Source organism: Pseudomonas sp. N-137, assembly GCF_034555295.1.
Classification (GTDB): domain Bacteria; phylum Pseudomonadota; class Gammaproteobacteria; order Pseudomonadales; family Pseudomonadaceae; genus Aquipseudomonas; species Aquipseudomonas rhizophila.
This window is the reverse complement of the sequence record NZ_JAXUDQ010000029.1, coordinates 134,705-147,864: the sequence shown is the minus strand read 5'-3', so window position 1 is coordinate 147,864 and position 13,160 is coordinate 134,705. Positions and strand designations below refer to the sequence as shown.

Genomic DNA, 13,160 nt, shown 5'->3' with positions numbered 1-13,160 from the left:
GGTGACACAGCAAGTGTGGGAGCGAGCCTGCTCGCGATAGCGTCAGCACATTCAACATCAATGCAAGCTGAGCCACCGCCATCGCGAGCAGGCTCGCTCCCACATTTGGGGGGCTGTCTCAGGCTCTACAACTAGAACTTGAACCGCCCCACCAATCCTTTGAGCTGCCCGGAAATATCCGTCAAGCGCCCCGAGCCCGTCTGCGCCGAGTGGGCATATTCTTCCACCAGTTGTGCATCGGTATGGATTTGCGAGATGTGCCGGTTGATGTCCTCGGCCACCTGGTGCTGTTCCTCGGCCGCCGTGGCGATCTGGGTGTTCTGGTCGCGAATCGAGTCCACCGAGATACGGATCTTGTCGAAGCTGTCGCGGGCCTGCTGGATGCGTTCAACGCTGGTTTTGGAGCCCTGCAGACTGCCTTGCATCTGCAGGGTGACTTCCTGGGTCCGGCGCGCGAGGTTGCCCAGCAGGCTGTCGATCTCGCCGGTGGAGTCGGCGGTACGCCGGGCCAGGGCGCGGACTTCATCGGCCACCACGGCGAACCCACGACCTTGATCGCCGGCCCGCGCGGCCTCGATGGCGGCGTTGAGGGCCAGCAGGTTGGTCTGTTCGGCAATCGAGCGAATGGTGTCGAGGATGGTGTTGATGTTCTTGCTGTCCTGCTCCAGCGCCTGCATGGTCTGGGTCGACTTTTGCAGATCCTCGCTCAGTTTCAGCACACTACCCGTGGCTTCGCCGATGTGATGCTGGCCGTCGTGCACGTCGCGATAACCTTCGTCCGCGCTGGAGGCCGCCTGGCTGCAAGAGCGGGCGACCTCATTGGCGGTGGCGACCATTTCGTTGAACGCGGTGCTTACCAGTTCAACGGCCTGGCGTTGACGTCCGGCGGCTTCGTTCATGTTTTGCGCCACTTCGCTGGTATCGGCGGCGGCGCTTTGCAGGTCGGAGGAGGCGCTGCCGATGCGCTGCACCAGTTGGGCGATCATGCCCAGGAACTGGTTGAACCAACTGGCCAGGGTGGCGGTTTCGTCCTTGCCTTGCACCGAGAGCTTGCGGGTGAGGTCGCCTTCACCTTCGGCGATTTCCTGCAGGCCATTGGCGACACCGCGAATCGGTCGCACGATCACGCTGGCGAAACTGGCGCCGACGATGGCGAACACCACTGCCAGCGCGGCGGCGATGATGGCGATCAACCAGGTCAGGCTCGCGGCTTCGGCCATGACTTCGTCGCGTTTGATCAGGCCGATGAAGCGCCAGCCCAGGCCTTTGGAACTGACGACGTTGGCCATGTAGGGCACGCCATCGATCTCGATCTGAGTCACGCCATCACCGCTTTTGGCCAGTTCGGCATAGTTGGGGCCAATTTCTGCCATGGGCTTGAAGTTGTGCTTGGCATCGCTGGGATCGACCAGGACGTTGCCATTGGCTTCGACCAGCATCAGGTAACCGCTGTCGCCCAGCTTGATGTTCTTGACCAGTTCGGTCAGTTGCTTGAGCGACACGTCCAGGCCCACCACACCCACCAGCTTGCCGGCGGCGTCGGAGACCGTATGGACGATGCCGATCAGCGACACGTCGTCCGGTGCCCAGTAATAGGCGTCTGTGCGCACGGTGGTGCCCGGTGAAGCGATGGCGGCCTTGTACCAGGGGCGTACGCGGGGGTCGTAGTTGGAAATTTTGGGGTCGTCAGGCCAGCTGGCGTAACCGCCGTCGGCCAGCCCCAGAGAAAGATAGGCGGTGGTCGGATGGCTTTTGGCGAATCTGTCGAATATGTCCAGCAGCTGTTTGTTGTTCTCAGGCAGCGGAATTTGTGCGGCGTCGGCACCGGAATAATTTTTCAGATCCTTGGCCGCGATAATCCGTGGGTCCTTGGCGAAGAACTCGACGTTCTGGCTGATGCCATCGAAGAACTGCTTCATGCCGTTGTCGATCTGGCGGATTTCACGGCCGCTGCTGTCCAGGAAGTTGGTTTGTGCGGCGTCGCGCAGGTTCAACACGACCAGCACCGCCACCAGGATAACTGGCAGGCAGGCGATGGCCGCGAACGCCCATGTCAGCTTCTGTTTGATATTCATGACTTCTCCCGCGGATATTTATAGGTGTTGAAACGGCGGAAACAGGAAACAGTAGCGGTGCGCGTTGCGAGTTTCTGGAACGGGGGAAGCGCCCATGCGTACCTACACGATATCGACCAGAATCGAAGGTACTTGAGGTCGAGGAGGGGGCGATGACCCTGCGCTGTCGCGAGTCGATTGCAGCCGTCGTGGTTAATCTGGAAGATGTGCCAATTGCTCTGCTGCTTAAAGCGCGAGCGTGATGCAAGTCCTGATGCCTTCATGTATTGACGAGGCCCTATGCCAAGCGCATTCGAGAGCGTACTTAAAAACAAAAACATGGCTTACCGGCCGCTCGGATCCTCAGGTGCTGACCAGGCTCCGGTTCGTGTCGCGTTCGTATTGATGGACAACTTCTCGATGATGTCCTTTACCGGTGCGGTGGATGCGCTGGTGACGGCCAACCTGATGAGCGACAGGCCTCTGTATGAGGTGCTGACGGTTGGGGCCTCGGGGAGTCAGGTGACCAGTGACCTGGGGATCGTCATCTCGGCCGATATCGAGTTGGCGCAGTTGCCGGAAAACCAGGACGTCCTGATCGTCGCCGGTGGCTTTCGCGTGAAGTTGCAGGGCATGCCGCTGCTGCGACGCAAGCTGCGCGCCAACGCCGCGTCCGGTTCAATACTGGGCGGGTTGTGGAACGGCGTTTTTTTCGTCGCCGATGCCAGTTTGCTCGATGGTTTCGAGTGCGCGGTTCACCCGGAAAGTCGCGCCATGATGGCGGAGGTTTTTCCCCATGTGAAAGTTTCCAGCCGCGCTTATGTGGTGGACCGGCAGCGGGTCAGTTGCGCAGGTGCCAACAGCTCGCTACGCATGATGCTTCAGTTGATCCGCCAGACGGGAGGCGAAGCGCTGGTGGGGGCGATCGAGGAGATCCTGCGGTGTGATGAGTCGGGCGACGCGTCGGATCTGCCGCCGGTCTTCGTCGAAACCGATCCGACGCTGCCAGAAAGTCTCAAGCTGGCGTTGGAGTTGATGTGGCAAAACATCGAGGAGCCGTTGACCATCGATGAGCTGGCGGCATGCGTGAAGATTTCCAAGCGGCAGTTGGAACGGCGCTTCTGCAGTTTCCTCGGCGCAACCCCGACACGTTATTACCTGGAACTGCGCCTGACCCGTGCGCGCCAACTTATCCAGCAGACCAATCGATCCGTCACAGAAATCGCCGTGGCGACGGGCTTTGTCAGCTCGCCGCACTTTCAGCGTCGTTTTCGGGATTTCTTCGGCGTTCCGCCCGGCAGTTATCGTTCGACGTTTGAGCGAAAACAGGGCGTTCGGTAATAGCACGCGACCTGTTCGGACAGGGGCCGCCCTCAGGGCATCTGCGGCAATTCCTGTGGCCGCAGGTCAAATACCAGGACCTCGGCACCCTGACCGTTGCTCAACGTCAGCAGCTGTTCCTCGCGCACCCGTACACCGTCACCTTCCTGTAACGGCACCCCATTGAGCTCGACACTGCCGCGGGCTACATGCACGTAGGCATAACGATCAGGCGCCAATGTCAGGGTGGCGTTTTCCTTGCCGTCGAACAGCCCGGCATAGACCCGTGCGTCCTGGCGCACCTGGAGCGAGCCGTTGGCGCCGTCCGGGGAAATGATCAATTGCAGGCGACCCCGTTTCTGTTCGGCGCTGAAGTGCTCCTGTTGATAGCGCGGTGTGGCGCCATTGACGTTGGGCACGATCCAGATTTGCAGGAAGTGCACCAGCTCCTCGGCGCTGTGGTTGAACTCGCTATGGGCCACGCCGCTGCCGGCGCTCATCAGTTGCACATCACCGGGGCGAATGACGGAGCCGGTACCCAAGGTGTCCTTATGCTCCAGCGCGCCTTCAAGTACATAGGAAAAAATCTCCATGTCCCGATGAGGATGCTGGCCGAAGCCCTTGGCCGCTGCGACCCGGTCGTCGTTGATGACCAGCAGGTCGGAGAAGCCTTGTTCATTGACGTTGCGGTAGCTGGCAAAGGAAAAGGTATGGAACGAGGTCAGCCAGCCGTGGCGGGCTATGCCGCGGTCTGAAGCTTTGCGAAGGGTCAGCATGGTAGCTCTCCTGATGTGTATGGGCGGCGGCGTTGGGCGTTCGCCAGGTTCAGAAGAAGGTTAATGGTTATTGAATTGTTCAATAAGCAGGTGGAAAACGAAATACTGTCCGTTCTAAGTGGACAATAAGCAGTGCCTACCCGCAGGCACGTGGCTTCGACATAATGTTGGTTTTGCAGGCTACACAACCCTGTGGGAGCGAACCTGCGTGCGTAGAGCCGCTTCAGCTTGGCCCTTTGTTGGTTGCCAGTGCGCTATCGTGAGCTGGCTCGCTCCCACAAGTGGCATCTGCAGGTCCTGAATATTTTGGCGTATTTTCGATGAAAACCGTTGCAATGGTGCTGTTCCCGGATTTTTTATTGCTCGACATGGCCGGGCCTCTTGAAGTGTTTTCCATCGCCAATCGTTACCTTGAACCCGATCTTCGTTATCAATTGCTGACCCTGGGAACCGAGCGCGGCGCGTTGCGAGCGTCCAATGGCGTGGCGGTACAGGCCGATATCCACATCGACCAGGCTTGGGCGGCCTATGACGTGTTGCTGGTGCCGGGTGGCCCGGGCGCCTATAACGACCAGCATCCGGGATTGCATACCTGGTTGCGCGCGGCAGCGCCGCGGGCCACGCGCTACGGCTCCATTTGCACCGGCGTATTTGTGCTGGGAGAGGCGGGGCTGCTTGACGGCTACCGCGTCACCACCCATTGGCACTACACCGAACGCCTGATTCAGCGTTTCCCCAAGGCACGGGTGGAGACCGACAAAATCTTCCTGCAGGATCGACGCTTGTTTACCTCCGGTGGTGTGACCGCCGGCATCGACCTGGCGTTGTCCATCGTCGCTCAGGACCACGGTCGTAAAGTCGCGCTGGATGTGGCCAAGGTGTTGCTGGTGGTGATGAAGCGCCAGGGCGGCCAGGCGCAGTTCAGCCCGCTGGTGGCGGCGGTGGCGGCTCAAGAGTCTGCCATTACCCGGGTGCAGCATCATGTGATGGAGCACCTGGAGGAACCGTTCACCATCGAACGCATGGCCGCGATCGCCGCCATGAGTTCGCGCCATTTCGCCCGGATGTTCGTTCGCGAAGTGAAGATGACGCCCATGGAGTTCCTGCAAGGTGCGCGCATCGACCGCGCCCGCCAGTTGCTGGAATCCACGGATTTGCCCCTCAAGACCGTGGCGTTTCGCAGCGGCTTCGGCAGTGTGCGGCACATGCGCTCGCTGTTCAGCGAAAAGCTTGGCCTGACCCCCGTGCAATACCGCCAGCAGTTCAGTTGAGCCGTCGGTGTCCGTCCAGGGCACCGCAATGTCCGTGATGCGCCCTGTGCCAGCATTGTCCTCTGGGCGATGGCTGCCAAGATAACCGCGAACCCTCTGGAAAGGATGCGCAGGAGCCAGGGCAGACGCGTTCGGATCGCCGTAGTGTCATGCCCGCGATGGTTATCCGGCGCTGGATCGCCCATGAACAGTTTCGCCAGACCCGACACCGAGCCGGCGGTGTGCTTCGGCCCGTTTAGCTTTTATCGCCAGCAGCGACTTGTCACGCGTGACGGCGAGCCCCTGGTATTGGGCGGTCGCGCCCTGGACATTCTTCAAGTGTTGCTGGAGAACGCCGGTCACTTCGTCAGCAAGCAAGCGCTTATCGCGCGCGTCTGGCCTGACAGCGTGGTGGAAGACATCAACCTGCGGGTGCACATCGCGGCTCTGCGGCGGGCTTTCGGTGACGCGGCGCAGGGGGCGCGCTACATCCTCAATCATCCCCGGCAGGGCTATTGCTTTGCCGCGCCCGTGGTCGTGGATGCTGACGTCGAGCAGCCGATCGAGCGCCACAACCTGCCCGCGCGCCTGAGCCCGGTGATCGGTCGCGACAAAGTGCTGGGCCGGTTGCTCAGCGAGGTGCCCCGTCAGCGCCTGACCACCGTGACCGGACCGGGTGGGGTCGGCAAGACCACCGTGGTGCTGCGGGTGGCCGAACTGTTGTTGGAACACTTTGACCACGGTGCCTGGTTTGTGGACCTGTCCGCCATCAGCGACCCGTCGCAGGTGACGAGGCAGGTTTCCCGCACCCTGGGCCTGGGACATGGCGCCTTGGGCCAGCAACTGAAATCCTGGCGGGTTTTGCTGGTGCTCGATGGCGGCGACCATCTGCTCGACGCCTGCCGGGACCTGGCCCGGGCGTTGGGCGCATCGGCTCCGCAGGTCTCGCTGTTGTTCAGCAGCCGCGAGCCCTTGAATCTGACGGATGAGCGCGTCGTACAACTGCTGGGGCTGACAGTGGCCTCGCCCCGTGAGCCGGCGCACCAGATATTGGCGTGTCCGGCGGTGCAGTTGTTGATCGATCAGGTCGCTGCCCGGCAGCAGGGTTTCGAGCCCAATGACCGCGAGCTGGCGGTGATTGTCCAGATATGCCAACGCCTGGACGGGTTACCGCTGGCGCTGGAACTGGCAGCGGCCCAGGTGGGTGTGTTGGGCGTGGCGGGGGTCTTGGAACAGTTGGATTGTGGGCTGTCACTCTTGAACCATGGGCGCCGCACGGCTGTGGCGCGCCATCGAAGCCTGGAGGCCATGCTGGATTGGAGTTTCGAGCGTTTGAGTGACGATGAGCAAGCGGTGTTCCAGCGTCTGGCCGTGTTCGATGGGCCGTTTACGCTCAAGGCTGCGCTGGCCGTCATCAGTTGTGCCGAGCTGGAAGCCGGGCAATTGCCTGGTCTGCTGTCACGGCTGGCGAACCAATCGCTGGTCATGGTCGAGCAGCGCGTGGACGGGGTTCGGTTCCACTTGCTCCACACCACGCGCGCCTATGCCCTGGAAAAATTGCGCCGCAGTGGTCAGTGGGCTGTTTTCAGTCGGCGCCACGCGTTGCAAGAAGCTTGGGAGGTGCGTCGTTCAAGGCCCCAGCCGTCGGGCCAGTTTTTGCAGGAGCGCGCCAGCTTGCTGTAGGTCGGGGGTGTCGAACCCTTCGCTGAAACGACGATAGACCGGCCCGAGCAGATCCTGGGCGGCACGGTCCATGCCCCGGCGTTGCCACAGCCGGGCCAGGGACATGGCGCTGCGCAATTCCCAAGCCAAGGCATTTTGCCGCCGGGCCACCGTCAGGGCGCTCAGCAGTTGCTCTTCGGCGCAGCGCTCAAGGGTGGGGTCGTTTTGCGCCAGCAGGGCTTCGGCATCGGCCCGCAGGATCTCCGCCGAACACCAGCCTGCCGCACCGTTGCGGGCGCGTTCGACCTGTGCCTGGTTGACGCAATCGATGCGCAGGGTGACAACGATGTCCTGGATCAGTCCGGCGTTGGTCGAACTCGCTTCCAGGGTTTCGTCATCGAAAGCGCGGGCATAGTGGCTGGCCCAGTCATGGAACAGCATGACCGAATGTTTTTTCGCCTGGTGCTTCAACAGTTCGAGCCTTTCCCGGGCGCGTGAATGATCGCCGTTGTAGTGCGCAATCACACAACCGCTCAGCGCCAGGGTGTAGCAGATCGAGATGCCGTGGTTGATCTGCAAGGCAATCTGCAGCGCAAGATCGGCGGTGCGCCGGGCTTTTTCGGCAAAGCCTTGCAGCCAGAGAATGCGCGCCAGCACGGTCAGTGCCGCCACGCTCTGATCGTATTGCACGCCGAAGCCGTGGGAGAAACGGCTGAGGTGGCCGCTCTGGGCCAGGCGCTGGATCACTTGTTCGGCATCACGCCGGGCGGCCGTCTGGTCGCCGGTGAAATGCTGCGCCAGCACCCGCAGGCGTTGGGTGCTCAAGGACAGGGTCGGGTCGCCGTGCATGCCCAGTCGGTCGAAATCCAGGCTTTGCTCCAGCGCCTCTTGGTAGTTGCCGCAGCTGAGGTTGACGGTCATGAGCCCCGACACGGCTCGCAGCTCGCCAGCCAGGTCCTGGCATTGTTGCGCCAGGCCCCGGGCCGTGATGAAGGCTTCGACAGTGGCAGGCGTGCCGCCTTGAGTATGGTAATTGAAACTGGCATGGGCCAGTTCCAGGGCCAGGGTCAGTCGTGGGCACGGCACGGGGCTGTGGCGCAATAACGCCCGCGCCTTGCTCACGTAAAGCCCGTGCTCCCTGAGCAGCGACAACTCCTGCCAGAGGGGCAGGGTGCGGGCAGTCAGGCGGATCGCTACCGCGTGCGACCCCTGCGGGCCCAGCCCCCGGTCGAGCGCGGCACGGATGTCGTCGCGATAGAGGGCGTAGCGGGCGATCCACTGCCGCGTGGGGGTCGTTTCCCAGTCTTTTTCGGCATGCTCCATCAGCGTCAGGCAGCGCTCGGCGTGACGCTGGTGGCTGGCAGCCAGTTCCCCGGCTTCAGTCAGTTTTTCCAGGGCATAGCTGCGGGTCGTGTCCAGCAGGCGATAACGCACCTCTTCATCGCCGACCTCGACGTTGAGCAGCGATTTGGCGACCAGCTGGCTGACCGACATCAGCACCTGGTCCGGCGCGATATGTTGACCCACGATCACCGCTGCGGCCGACGCCAGATTGAAGCTGCCCATGAACACCGCCAGCCGTCGCAGGCAGGTTTGCTCGCAGTCGGTAAGCAGCGCAAAACTCCAGTCCAGCGTGGCCCGCAGGGTTTGCTGGCGTGGTGCGGCGACGTTGGTGTCGTTGTGGAGCAGGGCGACGCTGTCTTGCAGTTGCCGGTGAAGTGCCTCCAGTCCGAATACCCCGATCTGACCGGCGGCCAGTTCGATGGCCAGGGGGATACCGTCCAGCCGACGGCAGATGTCGACCACCAGCGGTATGTCCTGATCCGTCAGCTCGAAGCTGTCATGACTGGCCATTGCCCGTTCGGCGAACAACTGCAGCGCCGGGAACTCCAGGGCCGGATACCCCTTGATGGGCATCTCCCGGGGGGGGAACGCCAGGGAATCCAGATGCTGCACGTGCTCGCCTTCGGCCCGCAGACCTTCGCGGCTGGTGGCCAGGATGTGCAAGTGAGGCGCACCGCGCAGCAGGGTTTCACTGAGCTGGGCGATGGCATCGATCAGGTGCTCGCAGTTATCGATGACCAGCAGCAGGTGTCGCTCTTTGAGTCGCCGGGTGATGGCATCCAGCGGGTCGCCTTCATGCAGTGGCAGGTCCAGCAGCGCACACAGGTTTGGGGCAATCATGCACGGATCGTTGAGCGACGCCAGGTCCAGCAGGTAGGCACCGTCGCGGTAGTGACCGATCAACCGCTCAGCGACACGCAAGGCGACGGTGGTCTTGCCGATCCCGCCGGCCCCCACCAGGGTGATGAAACGTTTTCTCGGCAGCTGGGCCACCAGGTTTTCCACCAGGCCCTGGCGTCCGATCAGCCGGGTGCGGCGCGGCGGCAGGTTGTGGGCCAGGGAAGGGTGCGGGATGCGCGCCAGTTGCTCGACCGGCTCCAGGGACACCGGTGCGACGAAACTGTAACCGCGCTGCGCCACAGTGATGATGTAACGCTGCCCGGACTGGCCGTCTCCCAGGGCCTTGCGCAGCGCCGCCACGTGCACCCGCAGGTTGGTGTCTTCCACCACGCTCTTGGGCCAGACACGGGCCATCAGTTCGTGCTTGCTCACCACGTTTCCAGCGTGTTCGAGCAATACCAGCAGGATCTCCACTGCCCGGCGTCCCAGGCGCAACGGCTGCCCGGCCTCCAGCACCAGCCGCTGGCGAGGATGGACGCGGTAGGGGCCGAAATGCACCGTCTGTTCGACAGGCAGGTTGAGGTATTGGCTCATGTTGCTCTCAATGTTCTGGTCCCGGTGCAGGGGCTTTTCCCGAGCATATTCCTCAGGTTTTGTTTCAAGCGCAACGGTGAAGGGCCTTCTCACTGGCAAACACACAACCCTCTGGTTGCTAGAACCTTGTGGCGAGGGGATTTATCCCCGCTGGGTCGCGAAGCGGCCCCAAAAGCCCAATCCCCCATGAATCTGACACACCCAGGTGTCAGTCTCGGGACTGCTTTGCAGTCCAGCGGGGATAAATCCCCTCGCCACAAAAAAGCCGTCTTCATCGCGGCTTAACACGCCGGTTCCAAAAAATTAACAACGTTTAACTCACGCAAATGCCCCCTCTGACCGGACCATTGAGCAATCCACCCACCTCAAGGAGTCACGTCATGAGCACCTTCATCACCCGCGACGGCACCGAGATTTACTACAAGGATTGGGGCAGTGGTCAACCAGTGGTCTTCAGCCACGGCTGGCCGTTGAACTCGGACAGTTGGGAGGCGCAGATGATGTTCCTGGCGTCCAACGGTTACCGCGTGATCGCCCATGACCGCCGCGGGCACGGGCGCTCCAGCCAGCCTTGGGACGGCAACGACATGGACACCTATGCCGATGACCTGGCCGAGCTGATCGAGCGGTTGGACCTCAAGGAAGCGGTGTTGCTGGGCTTCTCCACCGGCGGTGGCGAAGTCGCCCGCTACATGGGTCGTCATGGTGCCGCCCGCGTCGCCAAACTCGGGCTGATTTCGGCGGTGACCCCGTTGATGCTCAAGACCCCGGCCAACCCGGGTGGCTTGCCCGTGCAGGTGTTCGACGGTTTCCGCCAGGCCTCCCTGGCTGACCGATCTCAGCTATACAAAGATGTGGCCAGTTCGTTCTTCGGTGCCAACCGGCCGGGCGCCAAGGTCTCCCAGGGCATGATCGACTGGTTCTGGATGCAGGGCATGCTCGCCGGTCACAAGAACACCTACGACTGCATCAAGGCGTTCTCGGAGACGGATCTGTCCGAAGATCTGCGCAATATCGATGTGCCGACCCTGGTGGTGCATGGCGATGATGATCAGGTGGTCCCCATCGAAACCGCCGGTATCGCCGCCGCCAAGTTGCTCAAGAACTCGCAGCTGCTGATCTACCCCGGCGCGCCGCATGGCCTGACCGATACCCACAAGGACCGCCTGAACGCGGACCTGCTGGCGTTTATCCAGGGTTGACCAAGCCGCAAGCCTGTGGGAGCGAGCCTGCTCGCGAAAGCGGTGGGTCAGCTGGCACTTATGTCGACTGTGTTACCACATTCGCGAGCAGGCTCGCTCCCACAGGACCGGTATTCAACAGGAACAACACCCATGAACCGCAATGATTTACGCCGCCTCGACATGAACCTGCTGGTGATCTTCGAGGCGCTGATGTTCGAGAAGAACCTGACCCGGGTCGCCGAAAAGCTGTTCATGGGCCAGCCGGCGGTAAGCGCTGCACTGGGACGGCTGCGGGATCTGTTTGACGATCCGCTGCTGATCCGCAACGGTCGCGGCATGGAGCCGACGCCGCGGGCCCTGGCGATCCTGCAGGAACTGCAGCCGGCCATGGACACGATCTCGGGCGCGGTCAGCCGGGCCAAGGCTTTCGATCCATCCACCAGTTGCGACGTATTCCGCATCGGTTTGTCCGACGATGCCGAATTCGGCCTGTTTCCACCCTTGCTCAGTCAACTGCGCGAAGAAGCACCCGGCATCATTGTGGTGGTGCGCCGGGCCAATTTTCTGCTGATGTCTTCGCTGCTGGCCAGTGGTGAAATCAGCGTCGGCGTGAGTTACACCACCGACCTGCCGGCCAATGCCAAGCGCAAGAAGTTGCGCGACATTCCCTGCAAGGTCTTGCGCGGCGACCAGCGCCCTGGGCCGCTGACCCTGGACGAATACTGCGCGCGGCCCCATGCCATGGTTTCGTTTTCGGGCGACCTGAGCGGCAATATCGACCTGGACCTGGCCCGCATTGGTCGAACGCGCAAAGTGGTGTTGGCGGTGCCGCAGTTCAGCGGTCTGCGAGCCTTGCTGGCAGGCACCGAACTGATCGCCACCGTGCCTGACTACGCCGCCTGCGCGCTGGTGGAAGGCTGCGCGTTGCGCGCGGAGGATCCGCCGTTCCAGATCAATGCCGCCGAGTTGTCGATGGTTTGGAGCGGTGTGCATGACAACGATCCGGCCGAGCGCTGGCTGCGCTCGCGCATTGCCACCCACATGTCTCAATCGTTACCGGCCGCCGCCTATGCGGATCTGGATGGAGTACAGCGATGAGCAATGTGCACGAACGTTCCCTGCAGGATCTGGGTTTGCTGTTTCTGCGCCTGAGCGGTGGGCTGTTTTTACTGTGGGTCCACGGGCTGCCCAAGCTGTTGCATTACAGCGTTGAGCTGACGCGCATCGAGGATCCGTTTCACCTGGGCGCCGCGCCCACCCTGATGCTGGCGATTTTCGCCGAAGTGCTTTGCCCCCTGTTGATCATGGCCGGGGTCCTCGTGCGTCTGGCGTGCGTGCCCATCCTGTTTCTGCTGGCCGTCGCACTTGTGGTGGTACACCCGCAGTGGACCCTGGAAGAAGGGCAGTTCGGCTGGCTGCTGCTGATTGTATTTACCAGCGTGTTGATTGCCGGGCCTGGGCGCCTGGCGATGAACACGCGTTTTGTTGGAGTGCTACGTCATGTCTGAACCTCAAACCGTTGAATCCACCAGCGGCCCTGCAAAACCCGGCTTCGACGAAATCGTCACCCTGGTGATCAAGCATCGGATCAAGTCCGGCCAGGACGCGGCTTATGAGGCCTGGTTGCGCCGCACCGTGCGGGTGGCTGGTCAGTGGCCTGGGCACTTGGGTGTGGATGTGGTGCGGGGCAAGCTGGGCGGGCTGTCGCTGTTTACCTGCGTGCTGCGTTTCTGCTCCACCGAGGCGATGCAACGCTGGCTGGACTCGCCCCAGCGCCGCGAGCTGGTGGAAGAGGCCGCGCCGCTGCTGGCTGATGGCGACCAGACCGAAGTCGCCCCCCACAAGGAGTTCTGGTTCGCCCCGCTGGCCGATGCCGCCATTCCTCCGCCACGCTGGAAACAGGCGGTGGTGACGCTGTTGGTCATCCTGCCCCACACCTTGCTGGTACCGCTGATCTGGGGGCCTGTGCTGCAACTTCACGCATTTCTTTCCAACTACGTAGTCGCCACATTCCTGATCACCCTGACCATCGTGCTGTCGGTGGTGTACGTGTGCATGCCGCTGGCCACCCGCCTGTTCGCGCCGTGGCTAGAAGCCTCTCAAACCCACGAACACCTGGAGCCCTAAGCAGCGCCG

General features: G+C 62.2%; 10 protein-coding genes and 1 pseudogene. 7 read left to right on the top strand and 4 right to left on the bottom strand.

The features are described 5' to 3' along the window. Nucleotides 1–131 precede the first annotated feature (131 nt). Together T3A99_RS27975 and T3A99_RS27970 are read right to left on the bottom strand one after the other, a co-directional pair. A complete protein-coding gene (locus tag T3A99_RS27975; RefSeq protein ID WP_372241386.1) occupies nucleotides 132–899 on the bottom strand; it encodes a methyl-accepting chemotaxis protein in 768 nt (255 codons plus the stop codon). A gap of 93 nt (nucleotides 900–992) precedes the next feature. After that, a pseudogene (locus tag T3A99_RS27970) lies at nucleotides 993–2,075 on the bottom strand (cache domain-containing protein); the annotation flags it as partial. Between the two features lie 279 nt (nucleotides 2,076–2,354). On the opposite strand from T3A99_RS27970, the gene T3A99_RS20450 reads away from it, so the two are divergent. Continuing rightward, entirely contained in the window at nucleotides 2,355–3,395 is a 1,041-nt protein-coding gene (locus tag T3A99_RS20450) for a GlxA family transcriptional regulator (protein ID WP_047229359.1), read from the top strand. Nucleotides 3,396–3,427: 32 nt separating this feature from the next. On the opposite strand, the gene T3A99_RS20445 is transcribed toward T3A99_RS20450, so the two are convergent. Further along, on the bottom strand, nucleotides 3,428–4,150 hold the full coding sequence (locus tag T3A99_RS20445; RefSeq protein ID WP_322834739.1) for a pirin family protein: 723 nt from the start codon (nucleotides 4,148–4,150) through the stop codon (nucleotides 3,428–3,430). Nucleotides 4,151–4,470: 320 nt separating this feature from the next. On the opposite strand from T3A99_RS20445, the gene T3A99_RS20440 reads away from it, so the two are divergent. Then, nucleotides 4,471–5,421, top strand: coding sequence for a GlxA family transcriptional regulator (locus T3A99_RS20440; RefSeq protein ID WP_047229361.1), 951 nt, complete (start codon nucleotides 4,471–4,473; stop codon nucleotides 5,419–5,421). Nucleotides 5,422–5,604: 183 nt separating this feature from the next. Beyond that, nucleotides 5,605–7,083 carry an ATP-binding protein gene (locus tag T3A99_RS20435; RefSeq protein ID WP_305468090.1) on the top strand — a complete coding sequence of 493 codons (1,479 nt, stop codon included), beginning with the start codon at nucleotides 5,605–5,607 and terminating at the stop codon, nucleotides 7,081–7,083. Here the strand turns inward: T3A99_RS20435 and T3A99_RS20430 are convergent. Continuing rightward, entirely contained in the window at nucleotides 7,030–9,840 is a 2,811-nt protein-coding gene (locus T3A99_RS20430; protein ID WP_322834738.1) for an ATP-binding protein, read from the bottom strand. The genes T3A99_RS20435 and T3A99_RS20430 overlap by 54 nt on opposite strands. 380 nt (nucleotides 9,841–10,220) lie before the next feature. On the opposite strand from T3A99_RS20430, the gene T3A99_RS20425 reads away from it, so the two are divergent. The 4 genes from T3A99_RS20425 (at nucleotide 10,221) to T3A99_RS20410 (ending at nucleotide 13,151) form a co-directional block, all read left to right on the top strand. Further along, nucleotides 10,221–11,042, top strand: a complete 822-nt coding sequence (locus T3A99_RS20425; protein WP_047229364.1) for an alpha/beta fold hydrolase — start codon at nucleotides 10,221–10,223, stop codon at nucleotides 11,040–11,042. Nucleotides 11,043–11,174: 132 nt separating this feature from the next. After that, nucleotides 11,175–12,122: a LysR family transcriptional regulator gene (locus T3A99_RS20420; RefSeq protein ID WP_047229365.1), complete on the top strand. Its 948-nt coding sequence runs from the start codon at nucleotides 11,175–11,177 to the stop codon at nucleotides 12,120–12,122. Then, the gene (locus T3A99_RS20415; protein ID WP_139050656.1) at nucleotides 12,119–12,532 is read left to right on the top strand and encodes a DoxX family protein; all 414 of its coding nucleotides are present in this window, start codon (nucleotides 12,119–12,121) and stop codon (nucleotides 12,530–12,532) included. The genes T3A99_RS20420 and T3A99_RS20415 overlap by 4 nt, the downstream gene beginning before the upstream one ends. After that, on the top strand, nucleotides 12,525–13,151 hold the full coding sequence (locus T3A99_RS20410) for an antibiotic biosynthesis monooxygenase (RefSeq protein ID WP_047229367.1): 627 nt from the start codon (nucleotides 12,525–12,527) through the stop codon (nucleotides 13,149–13,151). Before T3A99_RS20415 ends, T3A99_RS20410 begins: the two co-directional genes overlap by 8 nt. Nucleotides 13,152–13,160: the final 9 nt, after the last annotated feature.

What these genes read in the sequence shown, in the direction of transcription:
- T3A99_RS27975 (WP_372241386.1), bottom strand. Translation starts at nt 899, where the DNA reads ATGAACGAAGCCGCCGGACGTCAACGCCAGGCCGTTGAACTGGTAAGC.
- T3A99_RS20450 (WP_047229359.1), top strand. Translation starts at nt 2,355, where the DNA reads ATGCCAAGCGCATTCGAGAGCGTACTTAAAAACAAAAACATGGCTTAC.
- T3A99_RS20445 (WP_322834739.1), bottom strand. Translation starts at nt 4,150, where the DNA reads ATGCTGACCCTTCGCAAAGCTTCAGACCGCGGCATAGCCCGCCACGGC.
- T3A99_RS20440 (WP_047229361.1), top strand. Translation starts at nt 4,471, where the DNA reads ATGAAAACCGTTGCAATGGTGCTGTTCCCGGATTTTTTATTGCTCGAC.
- T3A99_RS20435 (WP_305468090.1), top strand. Translation starts at nt 5,605, where the DNA reads ATGAACAGTTTCGCCAGACCCGACACCGAGCCGGCGGTGTGCTTCGGC.
- T3A99_RS20430 (WP_322834738.1), bottom strand. Translation starts at nt 9,840, where the DNA reads ATGAGCCAATACCTCAACCTGCCTGTCGAACAGACGGTGCATTTCGGC.
- T3A99_RS20425 (WP_047229364.1), top strand. Translation starts at nt 10,221, where the DNA reads ATGAGCACCTTCATCACCCGCGACGGCACCGAGATTTACTACAAGGAT.
- T3A99_RS20420 (WP_047229365.1), top strand. Translation starts at nt 11,175, where the DNA reads ATGAACCGCAATGATTTACGCCGCCTCGACATGAACCTGCTGGTGATC.
- T3A99_RS20415 (WP_139050656.1), top strand. Translation starts at nt 12,119, where the DNA reads ATGAGCAATGTGCACGAACGTTCCCTGCAGGATCTGGGTTTGCTGTTT.
- T3A99_RS20410 (WP_047229367.1), top strand. Translation starts at nt 12,525, where the DNA reads ATGTCTGAACCTCAAACCGTTGAATCCACCAGCGGCCCTGCAAAACCC.